14 protein-coding genes, 1 pseudogene and 2 riboswitches are annotated in these 13,658 nt (G+C 47.5%); of the genes and pseudogenes, 10 read left to right on the forward strand and 5 right to left on the reverse strand.

Annotation, left to right across the window (positions count from 1 at the left end):
• Positions 1–21 precede the first annotated feature (21 nt).
• From ACYQ2N_RS12625 to ACYQ2N_RS12645, 5 genes and pseudogenes are all read left to right on the forward strand, one after another.
• The gene (locus ACYQ2N_RS12625) at positions 22–678 is read left to right on the forward strand and encodes a hypothetical protein (protein WP_459999619.1); all 657 of its coding nucleotides are present in this window, start codon (positions 22–24) and stop codon (positions 676–678) included.
• Positions 679–887: 209 nt separating this feature from the next.
• On the forward strand, positions 888–1,103 hold the full coding sequence (locus ACYQ2N_RS12630) for a 4Fe-4S dicluster domain-containing protein (protein ID WP_459999620.1): 216 nt from the start codon (positions 888–890) through the stop codon (positions 1,101–1,103).
• Entirely contained in the window at positions 1,100–2,254 is a 1,155-nt protein-coding gene (locus ACYQ2N_RS12635; RefSeq protein ID WP_459999622.1) for a 3-methyl-2-oxobutanoate dehydrogenase subunit VorB, read from the forward strand. Before ACYQ2N_RS12630 ends, ACYQ2N_RS12635 begins: the two co-directional genes overlap by 4 nt.
• A 23-nt stretch (positions 2,255–2,277) precedes the next feature.
• Positions 2,278–3,006: pseudogene (locus tag ACYQ2N_RS12640) on the forward strand (thiamine pyrophosphate-dependent enzyme); the annotation flags it as partial.
• A gap of 127 nt (positions 3,007–3,133) precedes the next feature.
• Complete coding sequence (locus ACYQ2N_RS12645; protein WP_459999624.1) at positions 3,134–3,706, forward strand: 2-oxoacid:ferredoxin oxidoreductase subunit gamma family protein; 573 nt, start codon at positions 3,134–3,136, stop codon at positions 3,704–3,706.
• Between the two features lie 49 nt (positions 3,707–3,755).
• On the opposite strand, the gene ACYQ2N_RS12650 is transcribed toward ACYQ2N_RS12645, so the two are convergent.
• Positions 3,756–4,106, reverse strand: coding sequence for a hypothetical protein (locus tag ACYQ2N_RS12650; protein ID WP_459999625.1), 351 nt, complete (start codon positions 4,104–4,106; stop codon positions 3,756–3,758).
• A gap of 258 nt (positions 4,107–4,364) precedes the next feature.
• Between ACYQ2N_RS12650 and hcp the strand changes: the two genes are divergently transcribed.
• From hcp to ACYQ2N_RS12675, 5 genes are all read left to right on the forward strand, one after another.
• On the forward strand, positions 4,365–6,011 hold the full coding sequence (hcp, locus tag ACYQ2N_RS12655) for a hydroxylamine reductase (RefSeq protein ID WP_459999626.1): 1,647 nt from the start codon (positions 4,365–4,367) through the stop codon (positions 6,009–6,011).
• A gap of 303 nt (positions 6,012–6,314) precedes the next feature.
• Positions 6,315–6,770 (forward strand): DUF4349 domain-containing protein, encoded by a 456-nt coding sequence (locus ACYQ2N_RS12660; RefSeq protein WP_459999627.1) that lies wholly within the window; start codon positions 6,315–6,317, stop codon positions 6,768–6,770.
• 282 nt (positions 6,771–7,052) lie between these two features.
• A complete protein-coding gene (locus ACYQ2N_RS12665) occupies positions 7,053–8,666 on the forward strand; it encodes an ABC-F family ATP-binding cassette domain-containing protein (RefSeq protein WP_459999628.1) in 1,614 nt (537 codons plus the stop codon).
• Between the two features lie 217 nt (positions 8,667–8,883).
• The gene (locus ACYQ2N_RS12670) at positions 8,884–9,702 is read left to right on the forward strand and encodes a beta-keto acid cleavage family enzyme (RefSeq protein WP_459999629.1); all 819 of its coding nucleotides are present in this window, start codon (positions 8,884–8,886) and stop codon (positions 9,700–9,702) included.
• 117 nt (positions 9,703–9,819) lie between these two features.
• The gene (locus ACYQ2N_RS12675; RefSeq protein WP_459999630.1) at positions 9,820–10,794 is read left to right on the forward strand and encodes a 3-hydroxyacyl-CoA dehydrogenase NAD-binding domain-containing protein; all 975 of its coding nucleotides are present in this window, start codon (positions 9,820–9,822) and stop codon (positions 10,792–10,794) included.
• Positions 10,795–10,796: 2 nt separating this feature from the next.
• On the opposite strand, the gene ACYQ2N_RS12680 is transcribed toward ACYQ2N_RS12675, so the two are convergent.
• The 4 genes from ACYQ2N_RS12680 to ACYQ2N_RS12695 all read right to left on the reverse strand — a co-directional run bounded on the left by ACYQ2N_RS12680 (position 10,797) and on the right by ACYQ2N_RS12695 (position 12,901).
• Positions 10,797–11,132: a DUF190 domain-containing protein gene (locus tag ACYQ2N_RS12680; protein WP_459999631.1), complete on the reverse strand. Its 336-nt coding sequence runs from the start codon at positions 11,130–11,132 to the stop codon at positions 10,797–10,799.
• Positions 11,133–11,235: 103 nt separating this feature from the next.
• Positions 11,236–11,610, reverse strand: a complete 375-nt coding sequence (gene crcB, locus ACYQ2N_RS12685; RefSeq protein ID WP_459999632.1) for a fluoride efflux transporter CrcB — start codon at positions 11,608–11,610, stop codon at positions 11,236–11,238.
• A gap of 92 nt (positions 11,611–11,702) precedes the next feature.
• A riboswitch (Fluoride riboswitch) is annotated at positions 11,703–11,759 on the reverse strand.
• Between the two features lie 163 nt (positions 11,760–11,922).
• Positions 11,923–12,078 carry a hypothetical protein gene (locus ACYQ2N_RS12690; protein WP_459999633.1) on the reverse strand — a complete coding sequence of 52 codons (156 nt, stop codon included), beginning with the start codon at positions 12,076–12,078 and terminating at the stop codon, positions 11,923–11,925.
• A 301-nt stretch (positions 12,079–12,379) separates the two neighbouring features.
• On the reverse strand, positions 12,380–12,901 hold the full coding sequence (locus tag ACYQ2N_RS12695) for a carboxymuconolactone decarboxylase family protein (RefSeq protein ID WP_459999634.1): 522 nt from the start codon (positions 12,899–12,901) through the stop codon (positions 12,380–12,382).
• Positions 12,902–13,357: 456 nt separating this feature from the next.
• A riboswitch (cobalamin riboswitch) is annotated at positions 13,358–13,533 on the forward strand.
• Positions 13,534–13,658: the final 125 nt, after the last annotated feature.

A 13,658-nucleotide genomic window follows, 5' to 3' on the forward strand; every position in this document is an offset into this window, starting at 1 on the left:
TATGAAAGGCGGAGGTTGTGAATGATGTTACACGGTAAGGGATCAGGATTAAAGGGATTGATGTTTAAGAAATCGGGATCTAAGAGACTGGGCTTTGAGACATCTAGGTCTAAGACAGAAACTATAATAAGACTTACAGGTTTTATTTTATTAGGGTCTCTACTTATTGGGCTTAGCGGGTGTGCCTCAAATAGCACCTCGTCCAATTCGTCTGCTCAAACAGGTTCAGCCACTGCTGGTTCCACCCCTGCGGCTGCTGCGAATTCGGGTACAGTCTCTGGCTCATCGATCGATCCAGAGCAGCCAGAGCGGGTAGCAGAGGTTTATGGCAAAGTTAAATCTATTCAGGGGAATGTTGTCTTAATTGCGGAAATGCAGCGGCAGCAGACAGGAGCCCAATTGTCAGTTGAAGAAAAAGCTAAAAGGCAGGAGCAGATGCAATCCTTAAGTGAGGAAGAACGGAGAAATCTGCAAGCTTCCCAGGAGGTTATGACCGGTAGAAACATAACAATTACGGTACCGGTGGGGATTCCTGTAAAAGTCAAAGCTTCCGGCGCAAGTGGTGGGACGGTTGAAGATGGCACAATTGCCAGCATCAAAGCTGGGAGCATCGTAAATATGTGGACTGAGACAGGGGATTCCGCTACGGCAGAATATGTGAGTATCTCTACGAGGTAGCCACTTTAACTTTTTAGGCTGGGTCGTGCGTAAAACTTTTTAGGCGGAATTAGAGAAATTTGAGAGTTTCCGTCTTGAGAACAGACAAAATATGGTATATAATTATGACCAGGTGATAAATTAGCACCTGGTCATAATTATTTTCGAAATTTCAAAGCATAAATGCAATGTTGGGAAATTAGTGTGTAACCTTGTGGGGAGGGGATTTGATGCAAAAGGTTGTTTTCGATGAAGATCGATGCAAAGGGTGTGAACTTTGTGTCGGGGCCTGCCCAGTTAATATCATTCAATTAGGAGAGAATTTGAACTCGATGGGGTATCACCCGGCTCAAGCAACTGAGCAGGACAAATGTATCTCCTGTGGTTTTTGTGCCAGGATGTGCCCTGATGTAGCCATCACAGTTTGGAAGGAGGGGGCAAAGTGAGTCAGGCCTTGATGAAGGGGAATGAAGCTCTGGCTGAAGCGGCAGTGCGCGCCGGTTGCCGATACTTCTTCGGTTATCCCATTACTCCTCAGAACGAGATACCCGAGTATTTATCCTGGAGACTGCCTGAAGTGGGCGGGGTTTTCATTCAGGCTGAGTCTGAGCTTGCGGCTATTAACATGGTCTATGGGGCAGCAGGTTCGGGTGCCAGGGTGATGACTTCTTCCTCCTCGCCGGGGATCAGCCTTAAGCAAGAGGGAATAAGTTACATAGCGTGTGCGGAACTGCCATGTGTTATCGTTAATATGATGCGTGGAGGCCCGGGGCTCGGGGGAATACAGCCTTCTCAGGGAGACTATTTTCAGGCTGTGAAGGGCGGCGGGCATGGAGATTATCACCTTTTGGTCTTGGCTCCGGGCACGGTTCAGGAGATGGCTGATTTGGCCGTTAAGGCCTTCACTTTGGCAGACGAATACCGCAACCCGGTAATGATCCTGGGGGACGGAATTTTGGGCCAGATGATGGAAGGGGTAGAGCTTCCGGAATTCCAGAACCTTGCTGCCCTGCCCTCAAAGCCCTGGGCCACAACCGGTGCTCAGGGGCGTGAACGCAATATCATAAATTCTCTTTATCTTGAACCTGAAGAACTGGAGAAGGTGAATCTCAAGCTTCAACGCAAATACCGTTTGATGGCGGAGAAGGAAACCCTGGCGGAAAGTTATTTGACTGAGGACGCAGACATCGTATTAGCTGCCTACGGTACTGCTGCCAGAATTGCCAAAGCGGCGGTGGATAGAGCGCGTACTGCCGGAATTAAGGCTGGGCTGTTCAGGCCGATTACTCTTTATCCCTTTCCAGCGCAGGAACTTCGTCGAGCTTGTAAAGCTGCCAGTCATGTGCTGACGGTTGAGTTCAGTTCCGGACAATTCGTGGAAGATGTGCGCTATCACCTTGAGTTTAAAGTGCCGGTACATTTTTATGGCCGGGTTGGGGTTGTGCCGACTACACGGGAAATTTTAGAAGAGATTACGCATTTGGCTGGGAACGATGTGGGGGAAAGGTCTTACGCCCAGGCCGTAGACTGGACAGGATGCGTGGCGCGAATCGTCAGACGAAGTAAAGATTTCTATGCCGCATTGCGGAACGACTAATGAAAAGGCAGGGGGAAAGCCAAATGACAATAGTCTATGAACGCCCGCAAAGCCTTACCGAAGTTAAGACCCATTATTGCCCGGGCTGTACGCACGGGATCATCCACCGCCTGATTGCCGAGGTTCTGGACGAACTTGGGGTCCGGGAGCAGACGATCGGGGTGGCTCCGGTCGGCTGCGCTGTCTTGGCCTATAAGTATTTCAATGTGGATATGCACCAAGCTGCGCATGGGAGGGCACCGGCTGTTGCAACTGGAATCAAAAGAGTGAATCCGGATAAAGTGGTGTTTACGTATCAGGGGGATGGAGACCTAGCGGCGATTGGCACGGGTGAGATTATTCACGCAGCAGCCAGAGGAGAAAAGTTTACAACTGTTTTTGTCAACAACGCCATTTACGGGATGACCGGAGGCCAATTGGCACCTACAACGCTGGTCGGCCAGGATTCCACGACATCTCGCGGCGGGCGCAGTCCGCAAAGTCACGGCAACCCGATCCGGATCTCGGAAATACTCGCTACCCTTGACGGGGCGGCGTATATTGCCAGGGTTTCCGTCCATAATCCACAGGAAGTCATGAAGGCCAAAAAGGCAATTATGACAGCCTTTCAAGCCCAGATTGAGGGCAAAGGGTTTACTTTGGTTGAGGTGCTTTCCACTTGTCCCACCAACTGGGGTCTTTCTCCCCGGGAAGCGCTCAGTTGGGTGAGTACAAATATGATCCCATATTACCCTTTAGGGATCAAGAAAGAGTTGGAGCAGAGTCTGGGACAAGCAGCGGAGACAGTAAAGAGATCAGGGCAAGAACTCGGGCACGGGTTGGAGTACGGGCTAAAGCCGGGCTTATCGACGGAAGAGAAAGCAAGGGAGGGTGCCGCTAATGCATGAAGAAATAATGATCGCCGGTTTTGGGGGGCAGGGCGTTTTGTCCATGGGATTGCTCTTGGCACATGCCGGCATAATTGAAAACAAGCATGTAAGCTGGATTCCTTCCTATGGTCCCGAGATGCGTGGAGGCACTGCCAATTGCTTGGTGGCCTTAGCAGATGAGCCGATTAGTTCTCCTCTTTTTTCAGAACCCAGCTCGCTGATCGTGCTCAATCGGCCGTCCCTGGAGAAGTTCGAGCAAGATCTGGTACCGGGGGGAATCTTAATCATGAATTCATCCCTCATAGACATTGAGCCGAAACGGCGGGATATTAAAATTTTCAAAGCTTCGGCAAACACCTTAGCCCGGGAGAGACTTGGGAGTGAGAAGGTCGGGAATATGATCCTATTAGGCGCATATTTGGCCTTCACCGGGGTAATACGAGAGGATTCTGTCACTCAGGCTTTGATAAAAGTATTACCCGAACACCGGCACAACTTTATTCCCCTTAACCACCAAGCTTTGGAGCTTGGACAAGAGCTAGTTGGAAATAGCTTGAGATTATCGCATTTGAACGCAGTATAATCCAAAGACCGGGGATACAACCCCGGTCTTTTTAATAAGTCCTTTAGGACTACTTAGCTTTTTTAAGTTGAATTATATCTTCATCGTGCTCGGAAGTCTTGCGGAGTAAGAAATTTACATCATGCTGTAATCTTTCTTGGCCAACTACTAATTTTTCTACTTGCTTTGCAACCTTTTCAAGTTCCTCATGATGTTGTAGAGCTAGTTTTTCTAGGTTATTAAACCTTTTATCGTGATCATCAAACCTCTTATCGTGATCATCAAACCTCTTATCGTGATCATCAAACCGTTTGTCGTGCTCCTCTAGTTTTTCTTTTATGTCCTTCCGGAAATCCTTTAACTCTTTGAATAGTTTGTCAAACTGGCCTGTCATAAAATCCTGAAATTTATCGCTTTCCATTTGTCTTCATCTCCTTAACCTTATGGTTTATCTCCTCAATGGCGTTAGCTTTTCCAGGATGATTTTTTCCGGTTAAATCTCTGCAACTCCATTCTACCATATTTTGCTTATAAAGCGAGGGATTTTTAGGTGTGAGAAAACTCACACCTAAAAAAATGCCCAAATCACATTATTCAACTAGGAATTGATTTAGAATAAACTCAGTTAAATGAACTTGCGAAAAATTAAAGAGCGAATAAAAAGGAGGATTCTGAGAAAATGAGTATGTTCTGTTATCAATGTCAGGAAACAGCCAAAGGAAGCGGCTGCACAATTAAAGGGGTGTGCGGTAAGACTGAAGATGTCGCCAACTTACAAGACCTGCTGATCTATACACTCAAAGGAATTTCCATCTATGCAGTACAAGCGCGGGCAAGGGGTATCGAACGCGCGGACGTCGATAAATTCATCATGGAAAGCCTATTTGCAACGATCACGAATGTAAACTTCGATAAAAACAGTCTTATTGAAAAAGTTAGATTGGGCCTGGCTTTGCGCACTGAACTCAAAAACGAAATCCTCGCTGCGGGCGGGACCCTGCCGACGAACCTGCATGAATCCGCAACCTGGTATGCTGACAACACTGCAGACTTCGAGCGCAAAGCAGCAGCAGTAGGAATCTTGGCAACCGAGAATGAAGACATCCGTTCTCTCAGAGAATTGCTAACTTACGGTCTCAAAGGAATGGCTGCCTATGCCGAGCATGCGTATGTTCTCGGTTACAAAGATCCGGAAATCTTTGCCTTTATCACTAAAGCTCTGGCTGCCACCACGGACGACAGTTTGGGTGCCAATGACTTAGTGGGGCTGGCTATGGAAGCCGGAAAATTCGGTGTCAATGTCATGGCGCTTTTGGATAAAGCCAATACCTCAACTTATGGCAATCCCGAGATTACAAAAGTAAATATCGGTGTGCGCACCAACCCAGGCATACTCATCAGCGGCCACGACCTCAAAGACTTGGAAGAACTCCTTCAGCAAACAGAGGGAACCGGCGTGGACGTCTATACCCACGGGGAAATGCTTCCGGCTCACTACTACCCTGCTTTCAAGAAATACTCGCACTTCGTGGGCAACTATGGCAATGCCTGGTGGAAACAGGATCAGGAGTTTGAGTCCTTTAACGGACCGATTCTCATGACCACCAACTGCCTGGTACCGCCTAAAGATTCTTATAAAAACCGCGTCTATACCACCAGTGTAGTCGGGTTTGAGGGTGTAAAGCACATCCCTGACCGCGTAGAAGGAAAGGCTAAAGACTTCTCAGCCATCATTGAGCAGGCTAAGAAGTGCCCGCCTCCAACGGAGATTGAGAGCGGAGAGATTGTCGGCGGTTTCGCCCATGCGCAAGTCTTGGCTCTCGCAGACACTGTTGTAGATGCCGTAAAATCCGGTGCCATTAAGCACTTCTTTGTCATGGCAGGGTGTGACGGCCGCATGAAGAGCCGCTCATACTACGGTGATTTTGCCGAGGCTCTACCCAAGGACACGGTGATCTTAACTGCCGGCTGTGCCAAGTATAAATACAACAAACTGAACTTGGGAGACATCGGCGGAGTCCCGCGCCTGCTTGACGCCGGACAGTGCAATGACTCCTACTCCCTGGCAGTAGTGGCTTTGAAGCTTAAAGAAGTGTTTGGCTTAGATGATGTTAACAAACTCCCGATCTCCTACAACATCTCCTGGTATGAGCAAAAAGCGGTGATTGTGCTTTTGGCGCTCCTCTACCTCGGGGTGAAGAACATTCACTTAGGGCCCACACTTCCCGCCTTCCTGTCTCCGAATGTCACCAAGGTTCTGGTTGAAAACTTCGGCATCGGCGGCATCAGCACTGTTGAAGACGATATGAAAATGTTCCTCGGATAATTTTCGGCTCACGGCCCATGAGGCAAAATCCACTCGAAGCTCAGTCCATAAGGACTGGTATAAGAGAAAGGAGGTTGCCCATGGGCTTTTTTTTATTTACCCCCCTTTGAAATGGGTGATTCTTACTCGATAAGCCCGGGTAACGAAATCAGGGCCTTTAACGTTTCCTTAGATTGGAAATAAGTGTGGTATAATTAGTTTCGATAAGTATCGAGAACGGGCAACTTTTTGTCAGTTGCCTATCAGATTAGCTCTGACCCTTACGTCTATAGGAATAGAGCTGGGGAGGAGGTCTTGTGGACTGTGCACAGTGATTCCTCGTTTGATGAAATCTATGAAGGGATTTTCCCGTCCATCCACCGGTTTGTGAGGATCAGGGTTCCCGGACCGGATATTTTGAATCAGGCTAAAACCGTAGATGACATCATCAAGGTGGAACAGGCTTTAAGCAATATCCGGATGCAGATTGAACAACTTCAGGGACAGCTGAAACTCTGGAACCATGAAGTGGCGTTCTCAACGATCCAGGTCCAGCTTCAAACCAAACCTAACCCCGTCAATATTGATGAACCATGGCAGCCTGTTTCCTGGGGCAAAACCTGGGAAGCCGCCCAGAATGCAATCCTTAAAACGATCAGTTCGATCTGGAATGCGTTGAATTACCTGGTGGTGGGTTTGGGCTACGCCTTGCCGTTCATGATTCTGGGGGGAGCAGGGTACTTCGGTTACCGTCAATGGCGTAAATCAAGGTCGAAGTGATCAACTTGAAAGTCAGAAACTCACTCCAAAAGATAAAACCACCTGCCGTCCATAAGCAGGTGGTTTTCCGTGTTCGCGAAACGCAATTAAATGCGTATTCCCGATGTCAGCTCAAGTTAATTCTAATCTTCTTAAGTTATTTTGTCAAAACTACTTATTTCTTGAATTTGAGCAAACTTAAACTTAACAATATTAACCCAAAGTCTATATCTCTTCTTCACCTAAAATGATATAATAAACTATTGTGTGCCAAAAAAACTATTTAAAGGAACGATTTAAAAAATGATTAGTACAAGCGGGTTAACTCTAAGATTCGGAAAAAGAGCTTTATTTGAAGATGTTAACATAAAGTTCACGCCCGGAAACTGTTACGGCTTAATTGGAGCCAATGGTGCCGGGAAATCTACTTTTCTCCAGATACTTGCCGGGGAAATTGACCCCTCCAAAGGGGAAGTTATCATCACTCCAGGGGAACGGGTCGCTGTTCTGAAACAAAACCACTTCGAGTTTGAACAGGTTCAGGTGCTGAAAACAGTAATCATGGGGCATTCCAGACTCTATGAAATCATGGAGGAAAAGGACGCTCTCTACGCCAAACCGGATTTTTCAGACGAAGATGGGATGAAGGCCTCCGAACTCGAGGGGGAATTCGCTGATTTGAATGGTTGGCAGGCAGAAGCTGAGGCTGCGGAACTCTTAATGGGACTAGGGATTCTGAAAGAACTCCATGAGAAACTGATGGAAGAATTGGACGGGAATCAAAAGGTTCGGGTACTCCTGGCCCAGGCTCTCTTTGGCAACCCCAACATTTTACTGCTTGACGAGCCCACCAACCATCTCGATCTTCAATCCGTTGCCTGGTTGGAAAACTTCTTATATAACTTTGAAAGCACGGTGATTGTGGTCTCCCATGACCGCCATTTCCTAAATAAAGTGTGCACGCACATTGCAGACATTGATTTTGGCAAAATCCAAATGTTCGTCGGCAATTATGATTTTTGGTATGAATCCAGCCAGCTGGCGCTGAAGATGATGAGAGATGCCAACAAGAAAAAAGAAGACAAAATAGCGGATTTGCAGAAGTTTATTCAGAGATTTAGCTCTAACGCATCCAAGGCTAAACAAGCGACTTCCCGTAAGAAGCTTTTGGAAAAGTTAACCCTGGACGATATCAAGCCTTCCTCCCGTAAATATCCGTATATCGCCTTTACTCCGGACCGTGAAGCGGGCAACCAGCTCTTGACGATTGAGAACTTGACGGCCACTGTTTTAGGAGGGAAAGTTCTGGATAACATCTCCTTTACCGTGAATAAAGGAGACAAGATCGCTTTCGTGGGTCCGGACAGCCTGGCGAAAACGACCTTGTTTAAGATTTTAATGGGAGAAATCGAACCGGATGAGGGCACGTTTACTTGGGGGGTCACGACTTCCCAGGCTTATCTGCCCAAAGACAATTCCGCTTATTTTGAAACCGATCTTAACCTGGTTGACTGGCTCAGACAATTCTCCAGAGATCAGGATGAATCCTTCGTCAGAGGTTTTCTCGGGCGCATGCTGTTCTCGGGGGATGAAACACAGAAACCGGCTAACGTCCTTTCCGGTGGGGAAAAAGTCCGCTGCATGCTGTCGCGTATGATGCTGAGCGGCGCCAATGTGCTCTTATTGGATGAGCCGACAAACCACTTGGATCTTGAGGCGATCACCGCTTTGAACAATGGGCTGATAAACTTTAGTGGCACGATGCTCTTTGTCTCACAGGATCACCAGTTTGTGCAGACGATTGCCAACCGGATTATCGAATTTACCCCCAAAGGCTTGTTAGATCGCCAAATGTCTTATGATGACTATTTGGAGAATGAAGACGTAAAAGCCTTGCTGGAAGAAATGTACAAGTAACGAGCAGCCCTTGAACTGCAAGAGTTTAGGCTTAGGATCATCGCATATCTAAATTGAATTCCGATGAGAGTGTCTCTTTGTGAGGCGCTCTCTTGTTAAATTTAGCCTATCCACGGTTTTTTATGTTACAATTAAAATGTTAGAAATATTCTGAAGAAAGTCGGATTTTGTCGATTCTAAGCAAACTGACGCATTAATCTAGCACGAGGTGATATCGATGGAAAAACTGATTATTACAGTAGCCCCTACTGGAAACGTGCCGACCAGGGAACAAACTCCGCATGTTCCGATGACACCGAAGGAAATTGCCCAGGATGCCTACGACTGCTGGAATGCAGGCGCAGCTGCAGTTCACTTTCACGCCCGGGATGAAGAGGGCAAACCCACGCATCGCAAGGAGGTTTTCGCGGAGATCCTTGATCAGTTCAAAATCAAAGATTGCCCCATGATCACTCAGATTTCCACGGGAGGACGCGCAGCTTCCGGCCTTCAACGGGGGGAGGCTTTGGATCTATGCCCGGAAATGGGAAGCCTCACGACCGGCTCCACGAATTTCCCCAACCGGGTCTATGATAACGCCCCTGACTTGGTTGAAACCTTGGCCCAGAAAATGTTCGACAACAATATTAAACCGGAACTGGAAGTCTTTGATGCAGCCATGATCAATAACGGAATTGTGCTGGCCGAAAAGGGGCTGTTAAAAGACCCTCTTTATTTCAACTTTGTTCTGAACGTGAAAGGTGCTCTGCCGGCTACTCCGAAAAACTTATTTTTCTTAATGGAAAGCTTGCCGTCAAACGCGCGTTGGAATGTTTCAATCATCGGCGAGCCTCATGTGCGGCTGTCCACCATGGCAATTCTGCTGGGCGGCAATGTGAGAGTCGGGATTGAGGATAATATTTACTACAGCCGCGGCGTGCTTGGGACGAATGCCCAGCAGGTAGAAAGAATTGTGAAAATAGCGAAGATGCTCGGACGTGACATCGCAACCCCGGATGAGGCCAGACAGATTTTAGGGCTTAAGCAGCAGGTTTAACATTCGACGCTTCTGTCACAAAGAAGTTCCTGTCATATAAAGGAAATAGCTAGGACATGCTCGAACCAGCAAATTGAACAGAGGTTAATAAGCTGAAATTAAAGAGGAGGGCAGCTGATGGCTGAAATCAAGAGAGTGGCGGTGATAGGGGCCGGAACAATGGGGCATTCCATTGCCGCGATCAGTTTGCGGGGCGGATTGGGTGTAAACCTTATTGATACCTCGGAATCAATTCTGAGGGACGCACAAGATAAAATTAAGAAGATCCTTAGAACGCAGATTAGAGCTGAAGATACTCTTGGCCCGGGTCCTGAGGCAAATCTTGTACCGAATCCTAACGCGAAGCTTGACAAAGTCATGTCCGGCTTACATACATTTTTATCCCTCCCAGACGGAGTGGCCGGTGCGGATTTTGTGATTGAAGCCGTACCGGAAAACCTGGACTTAAAAAAGGAGATATTCCAAAGACTGGATGTGCTTTGTCCGCCTGAGGTCACCTTGGCGTCTAACACTTCCGGCTTGCCTATCACTTCGATTGCTGCAGATCTAAATCACCCGGCAAGGGTGGTAGGTACACATTTTTACATGCCTGCTGACATAATGCCGTTGGTGGAAGTGGTCAGAGGTGAGTACTCAGAGCAAGAGGCCGTAGATACGACGGTTGATTTGCTGCGCTTTCTCAAGAAAAAGCCGGTGGTTGTGAACAAAGACATCCCAGGTTTTATCGGGAACAGGCTGCAGCATGCCATTGCCAGAGAAGCCTTGTTTATGCTGGATAGGGGAGTGGCGAGCGCCCGGGATATTGACGATGTGGTCCGCTATACTTTGGGTTTGCGCTTTCTCCACACCGGTCCCTTAGAACAAAGGGATCTCAATGGTTTGGACATAGCCTTGAATATCGCGGAGTATCTTTATCCGGACCTCGAAGACAGCAAAGAACCGCCCACCATCCTTAAAGACAAGGTTGCAAGCGGTATGCTCGGTCTTAAAAGCGGTCAGGGACTGTTTGATTGGAGCGAAACCAGTCAAGAAGAAGTTATAGCCCGCAAGAGTGAGAAGTTAGTAAAACTCTTAGAATTAATGGAACCTTGAATTCACGACGAACTTTCTGTCCCGTATTTATGAATTGTTATATCTGCGCTAAACACTAATCCTCTTGGCACCATCCTACATACATCCGGAATAATAGACTCGATTTTCTCTGCGGTGTCGATTATTTCCAGCACAATAGGCAGGTCGGCAGACAGGTCCAACAGCCGGGAACTGTGGAGGACTTTGTCTTGCCCATAGCCTTCAATTCCGCGATTAACAGTCACTCCCGCGATTTCTCTATCTTTAAGCCAGGTTACAAGGTGTTGGTAGAGTGGTTTGTTGCGGTAACGCTCACGCTCACCAATATAAACTTTAAGCAGTTTAGCTTTGCCAATCAACTAAGAGACCTCCTTTTATTCGCAAGTCCTCTCCGTAGTTCGCGAGTCCATCTTAAACCCTTGGTACAATATGAGTTGAGGTTTGGACAACAAACAAAGGCACTTAGAGCAAGCGGGCCAGCCCAACTCCCAGGGCAACCCCGGTAAATCCAACCAAGATGCTGCTCCCGGTGTATAAGGCCGCCGTAAGCAAGCTGCCCCCTTGCAGCAAGGTAATAACTTCATAGCCAAAGGTTGAAAAAGTTGTGTACGCTCCTAAAAATCCTACCCCGATTCCCAGCCGGACCAAAGGGCTTACCGTTAAACGTTCAATAAAAAGTATATTCAGGAACCCCAGTAAGAAAGCACCACTGATATTTATTAAAAACGTGTGCAGTGGAAAGCCCTGGCTCCAACGACCGGATATCCATGCCCCCAGCCCGTAGCGGGCTAATGCCCCCAAAGCACCCCCTAAAGCTACGGCGAAGATGTTTTGCATTGCGCTCACCCCTTTGGATTATATAAACAGGCTTCGCTATCACGAACTGATCGGTCTAAACCCCGAAAATAAAATAAAGCTCCTACTGATTTCTTTCAGTAGGAGCCATCAGCCAAACGGCAAAAGCGAGCCCCATCGCAAGTTGGATGCTTATCCAACTCGAACATTATCATAACGCAAACAAGGTGATTTTTCAAGGGCCATTGATACTGTCTCTACTGGAGCATATAAGTTTGATGCTCTTGCGCGTTACGAGAACGCGAAAGTCCAAAGGAACTCTCGCGCAGGTGATGCTATTCGTTAATTTCTAATTTAGAAGATAACGCCCAGGGCAATCAAGATCAGAATTGCAATGGCAATGATGCCGACCCCAACGCCATAACCGCCGGTGTAACCGCCATAACCGGTACCGCAAGCATAGCCGCCGTAGCCTGCACCGTACCCACCCAACATGCCGTATCCGTACATACTAGTAACCTCCTTTTTAATATTTTCGTGTGTCAGTTCTACTTCTTAGAACACGATTCCTAAAGCAATCAGCAGAAGAATTATGACCACAACAATTCCAATTCCGGATCCCCAACCGATTCCACCGCCGCCACCTGCTCCAAAAGCCATCTGCTTATTCCTCCTTCCATATTATGGGTAAACGCGGGATAGTACAACATATGTTCAGAGGCTATCGTTGGTTCCTTTGGAATAATTTAAAAGGGGCTGCTCCCAATGCTAAGTTGAAGTGCTTGGGAACAGCCCCCTACCAGAGAGCAGCCTAACTTTCGATTTCGACCCCCGTATTCTCCAAAATACGTGCCACCAAATTATAGAACCCGATGGTCAAGGTAAGCTCGACCAATTCCTGATGGCTTAATACTCGAGCCAGGGTGTTGAAAGTCTCATCCGACGACTTGACCTTCAGGGTTACTTCGTCAGTGTACTTAAGTACCGCCTGTTCCAGATCATTGAACTCCGGCCTGTCCGGGCCAAGCTTCACCGCTGCGATGTGCCCGTCAGAAATTCCGATTTTACGGGCGAGGATTTCATGCTGGTACCATTCATAGCGGGAATCACAAAGGGTCGCTATCCTCAGGATTGACAGCTCGCGCAGGCGGCTGTCCAACTTCGCTTGAGTGAGCAAGGAGTTGCCCAGCCGCATAAAGTGGCGGGCGCTTTTTTCCGCATGGGCAACCATGCGGTTGATGTTTAGCCCTTTCATTTCGGACTTGCCCCCGCTGATCATCTCCCGGGTTTTTTCCGGCATTTTCTCGACGTCTAACAACGGTAATCTGGCCATGGTTTCCACTCCTCTACTAATGGGAAAGCTTCAGTAAGCTTCTTCCTCTTGCCCAAATCATACCCTGAAGCCAGAATTTTCTCAACCCTTAACGATTTAAGAGGACAGGACTATGATGAGAGGGAGTGAAATGAGGTTAAAATGAGAGGGCTTGAAGGAGTGCTTTAATAATGGTAAAATCATAAGGAGACAGGAGACAGGAGACAGGAGACAGGAGACAGGAGACAGGAGACAGGAGACAGGAGACAGGAGACAGGAGACAGGAGACAGGAGACAGGAGACAGGAGCGTTTCAAGAGATTAATAACTTGCTGGAAGCATATTCTTGGGCATTCTGACTACTGACTACTGACTACTGACTACTGACTACTGACTACTGACTACTGACTACTGACTACTGACTACTGACTACTGACTACTGACTACTGACTACTGAATTCTGAATAACTAGTTAGTAACAATAAAACAAGTTATAGGTGCCCTTTTTTAGGGAGAATAGGGAACCGGGTGCAAGTCCCGGGCGGACCCGCCACTGTAAAGAGGAGTTTTTGCACATCAGCCACTGGGCAGCTGGGAAGGCGTGTAAAGGCGATGATTCTAAGTCAGGAGACCTGCCTGTAACTTTCGGTTCATGGATCATGGTAAAGTTCATGGTTAATTTGCCTGTTACCTATATGTAACACGGTAAATGACTGTGAGCTTTTTTATTTTTCTCGAATCGCTTCGATTTTTAGAATGACTTTAGCTTTGCTTTAATA

Source organism: Paradesulfitobacterium aromaticivorans (assembly GCF_054657415.1).

Bases quoted from the DNA above. Each gene is read 5' to 3' on its own strand.
- ACYQ2N_RS12630 (WP_459999620.1), top strand. From the start codon at position 888: ATGCAAAAGGTTGTTTTCGATGAAGATCGATGCAAAGGGTGTGAACTT.
- ACYQ2N_RS12670 (WP_459999629.1), top strand. From the start codon at position 8,884: ATGGAAAAACTGATTATTACAGTAGCCCCTACTGGAAACGTGCCGACC.
- crcB (WP_459999632.1), bottom strand. From the start codon at position 11,610: ATGCAAAACATCTTCGCCGTAGCTTTAGGGGGTGCTTTGGGGGCATTA.
- hcp (WP_459999626.1), top strand. From the start codon at position 4,365: ATGAGTATGTTCTGTTATCAATGTCAGGAAACAGCCAAAGGAAGCGGC.
- ACYQ2N_RS12665 (WP_459999628.1), top strand. From the start codon at position 7,053: ATGATTAGTACAAGCGGGTTAACTCTAAGATTCGGAAAAAGAGCTTTA.
- ACYQ2N_RS12695 (WP_459999634.1), bottom strand. From the start codon at position 12,901: ATGGCCAGATTACCGTTGTTAGACGTCGAGAAAATGCCGGAAAAAACC.
- ACYQ2N_RS12645 (WP_459999624.1), top strand. From the start codon at position 3,134: ATGCATGAAGAAATAATGATCGCCGGTTTTGGGGGGCAGGGCGTTTTG.
- ACYQ2N_RS12675 (WP_459999630.1), top strand. From the start codon at position 9,820: ATGGCTGAAATCAAGAGAGTGGCGGTGATAGGGGCCGGAACAATGGGG.
- ACYQ2N_RS12690 (WP_459999633.1), bottom strand. From the start codon at position 12,078: ATGTACGGATACGGCATGTTGGGTGGGTACGGTGCAGGCTACGGCGGC.
- ACYQ2N_RS12625 (WP_459999619.1), top strand. From the start codon at position 22: ATGATGTTACACGGTAAGGGATCAGGATTAAAGGGATTGATGTTTAAG.
- ACYQ2N_RS12650 (WP_459999625.1), bottom strand. From the start codon at position 4,106: ATGGAAAGCGATAAATTTCAGGATTTTATGACAGGCCAGTTTGACAAA.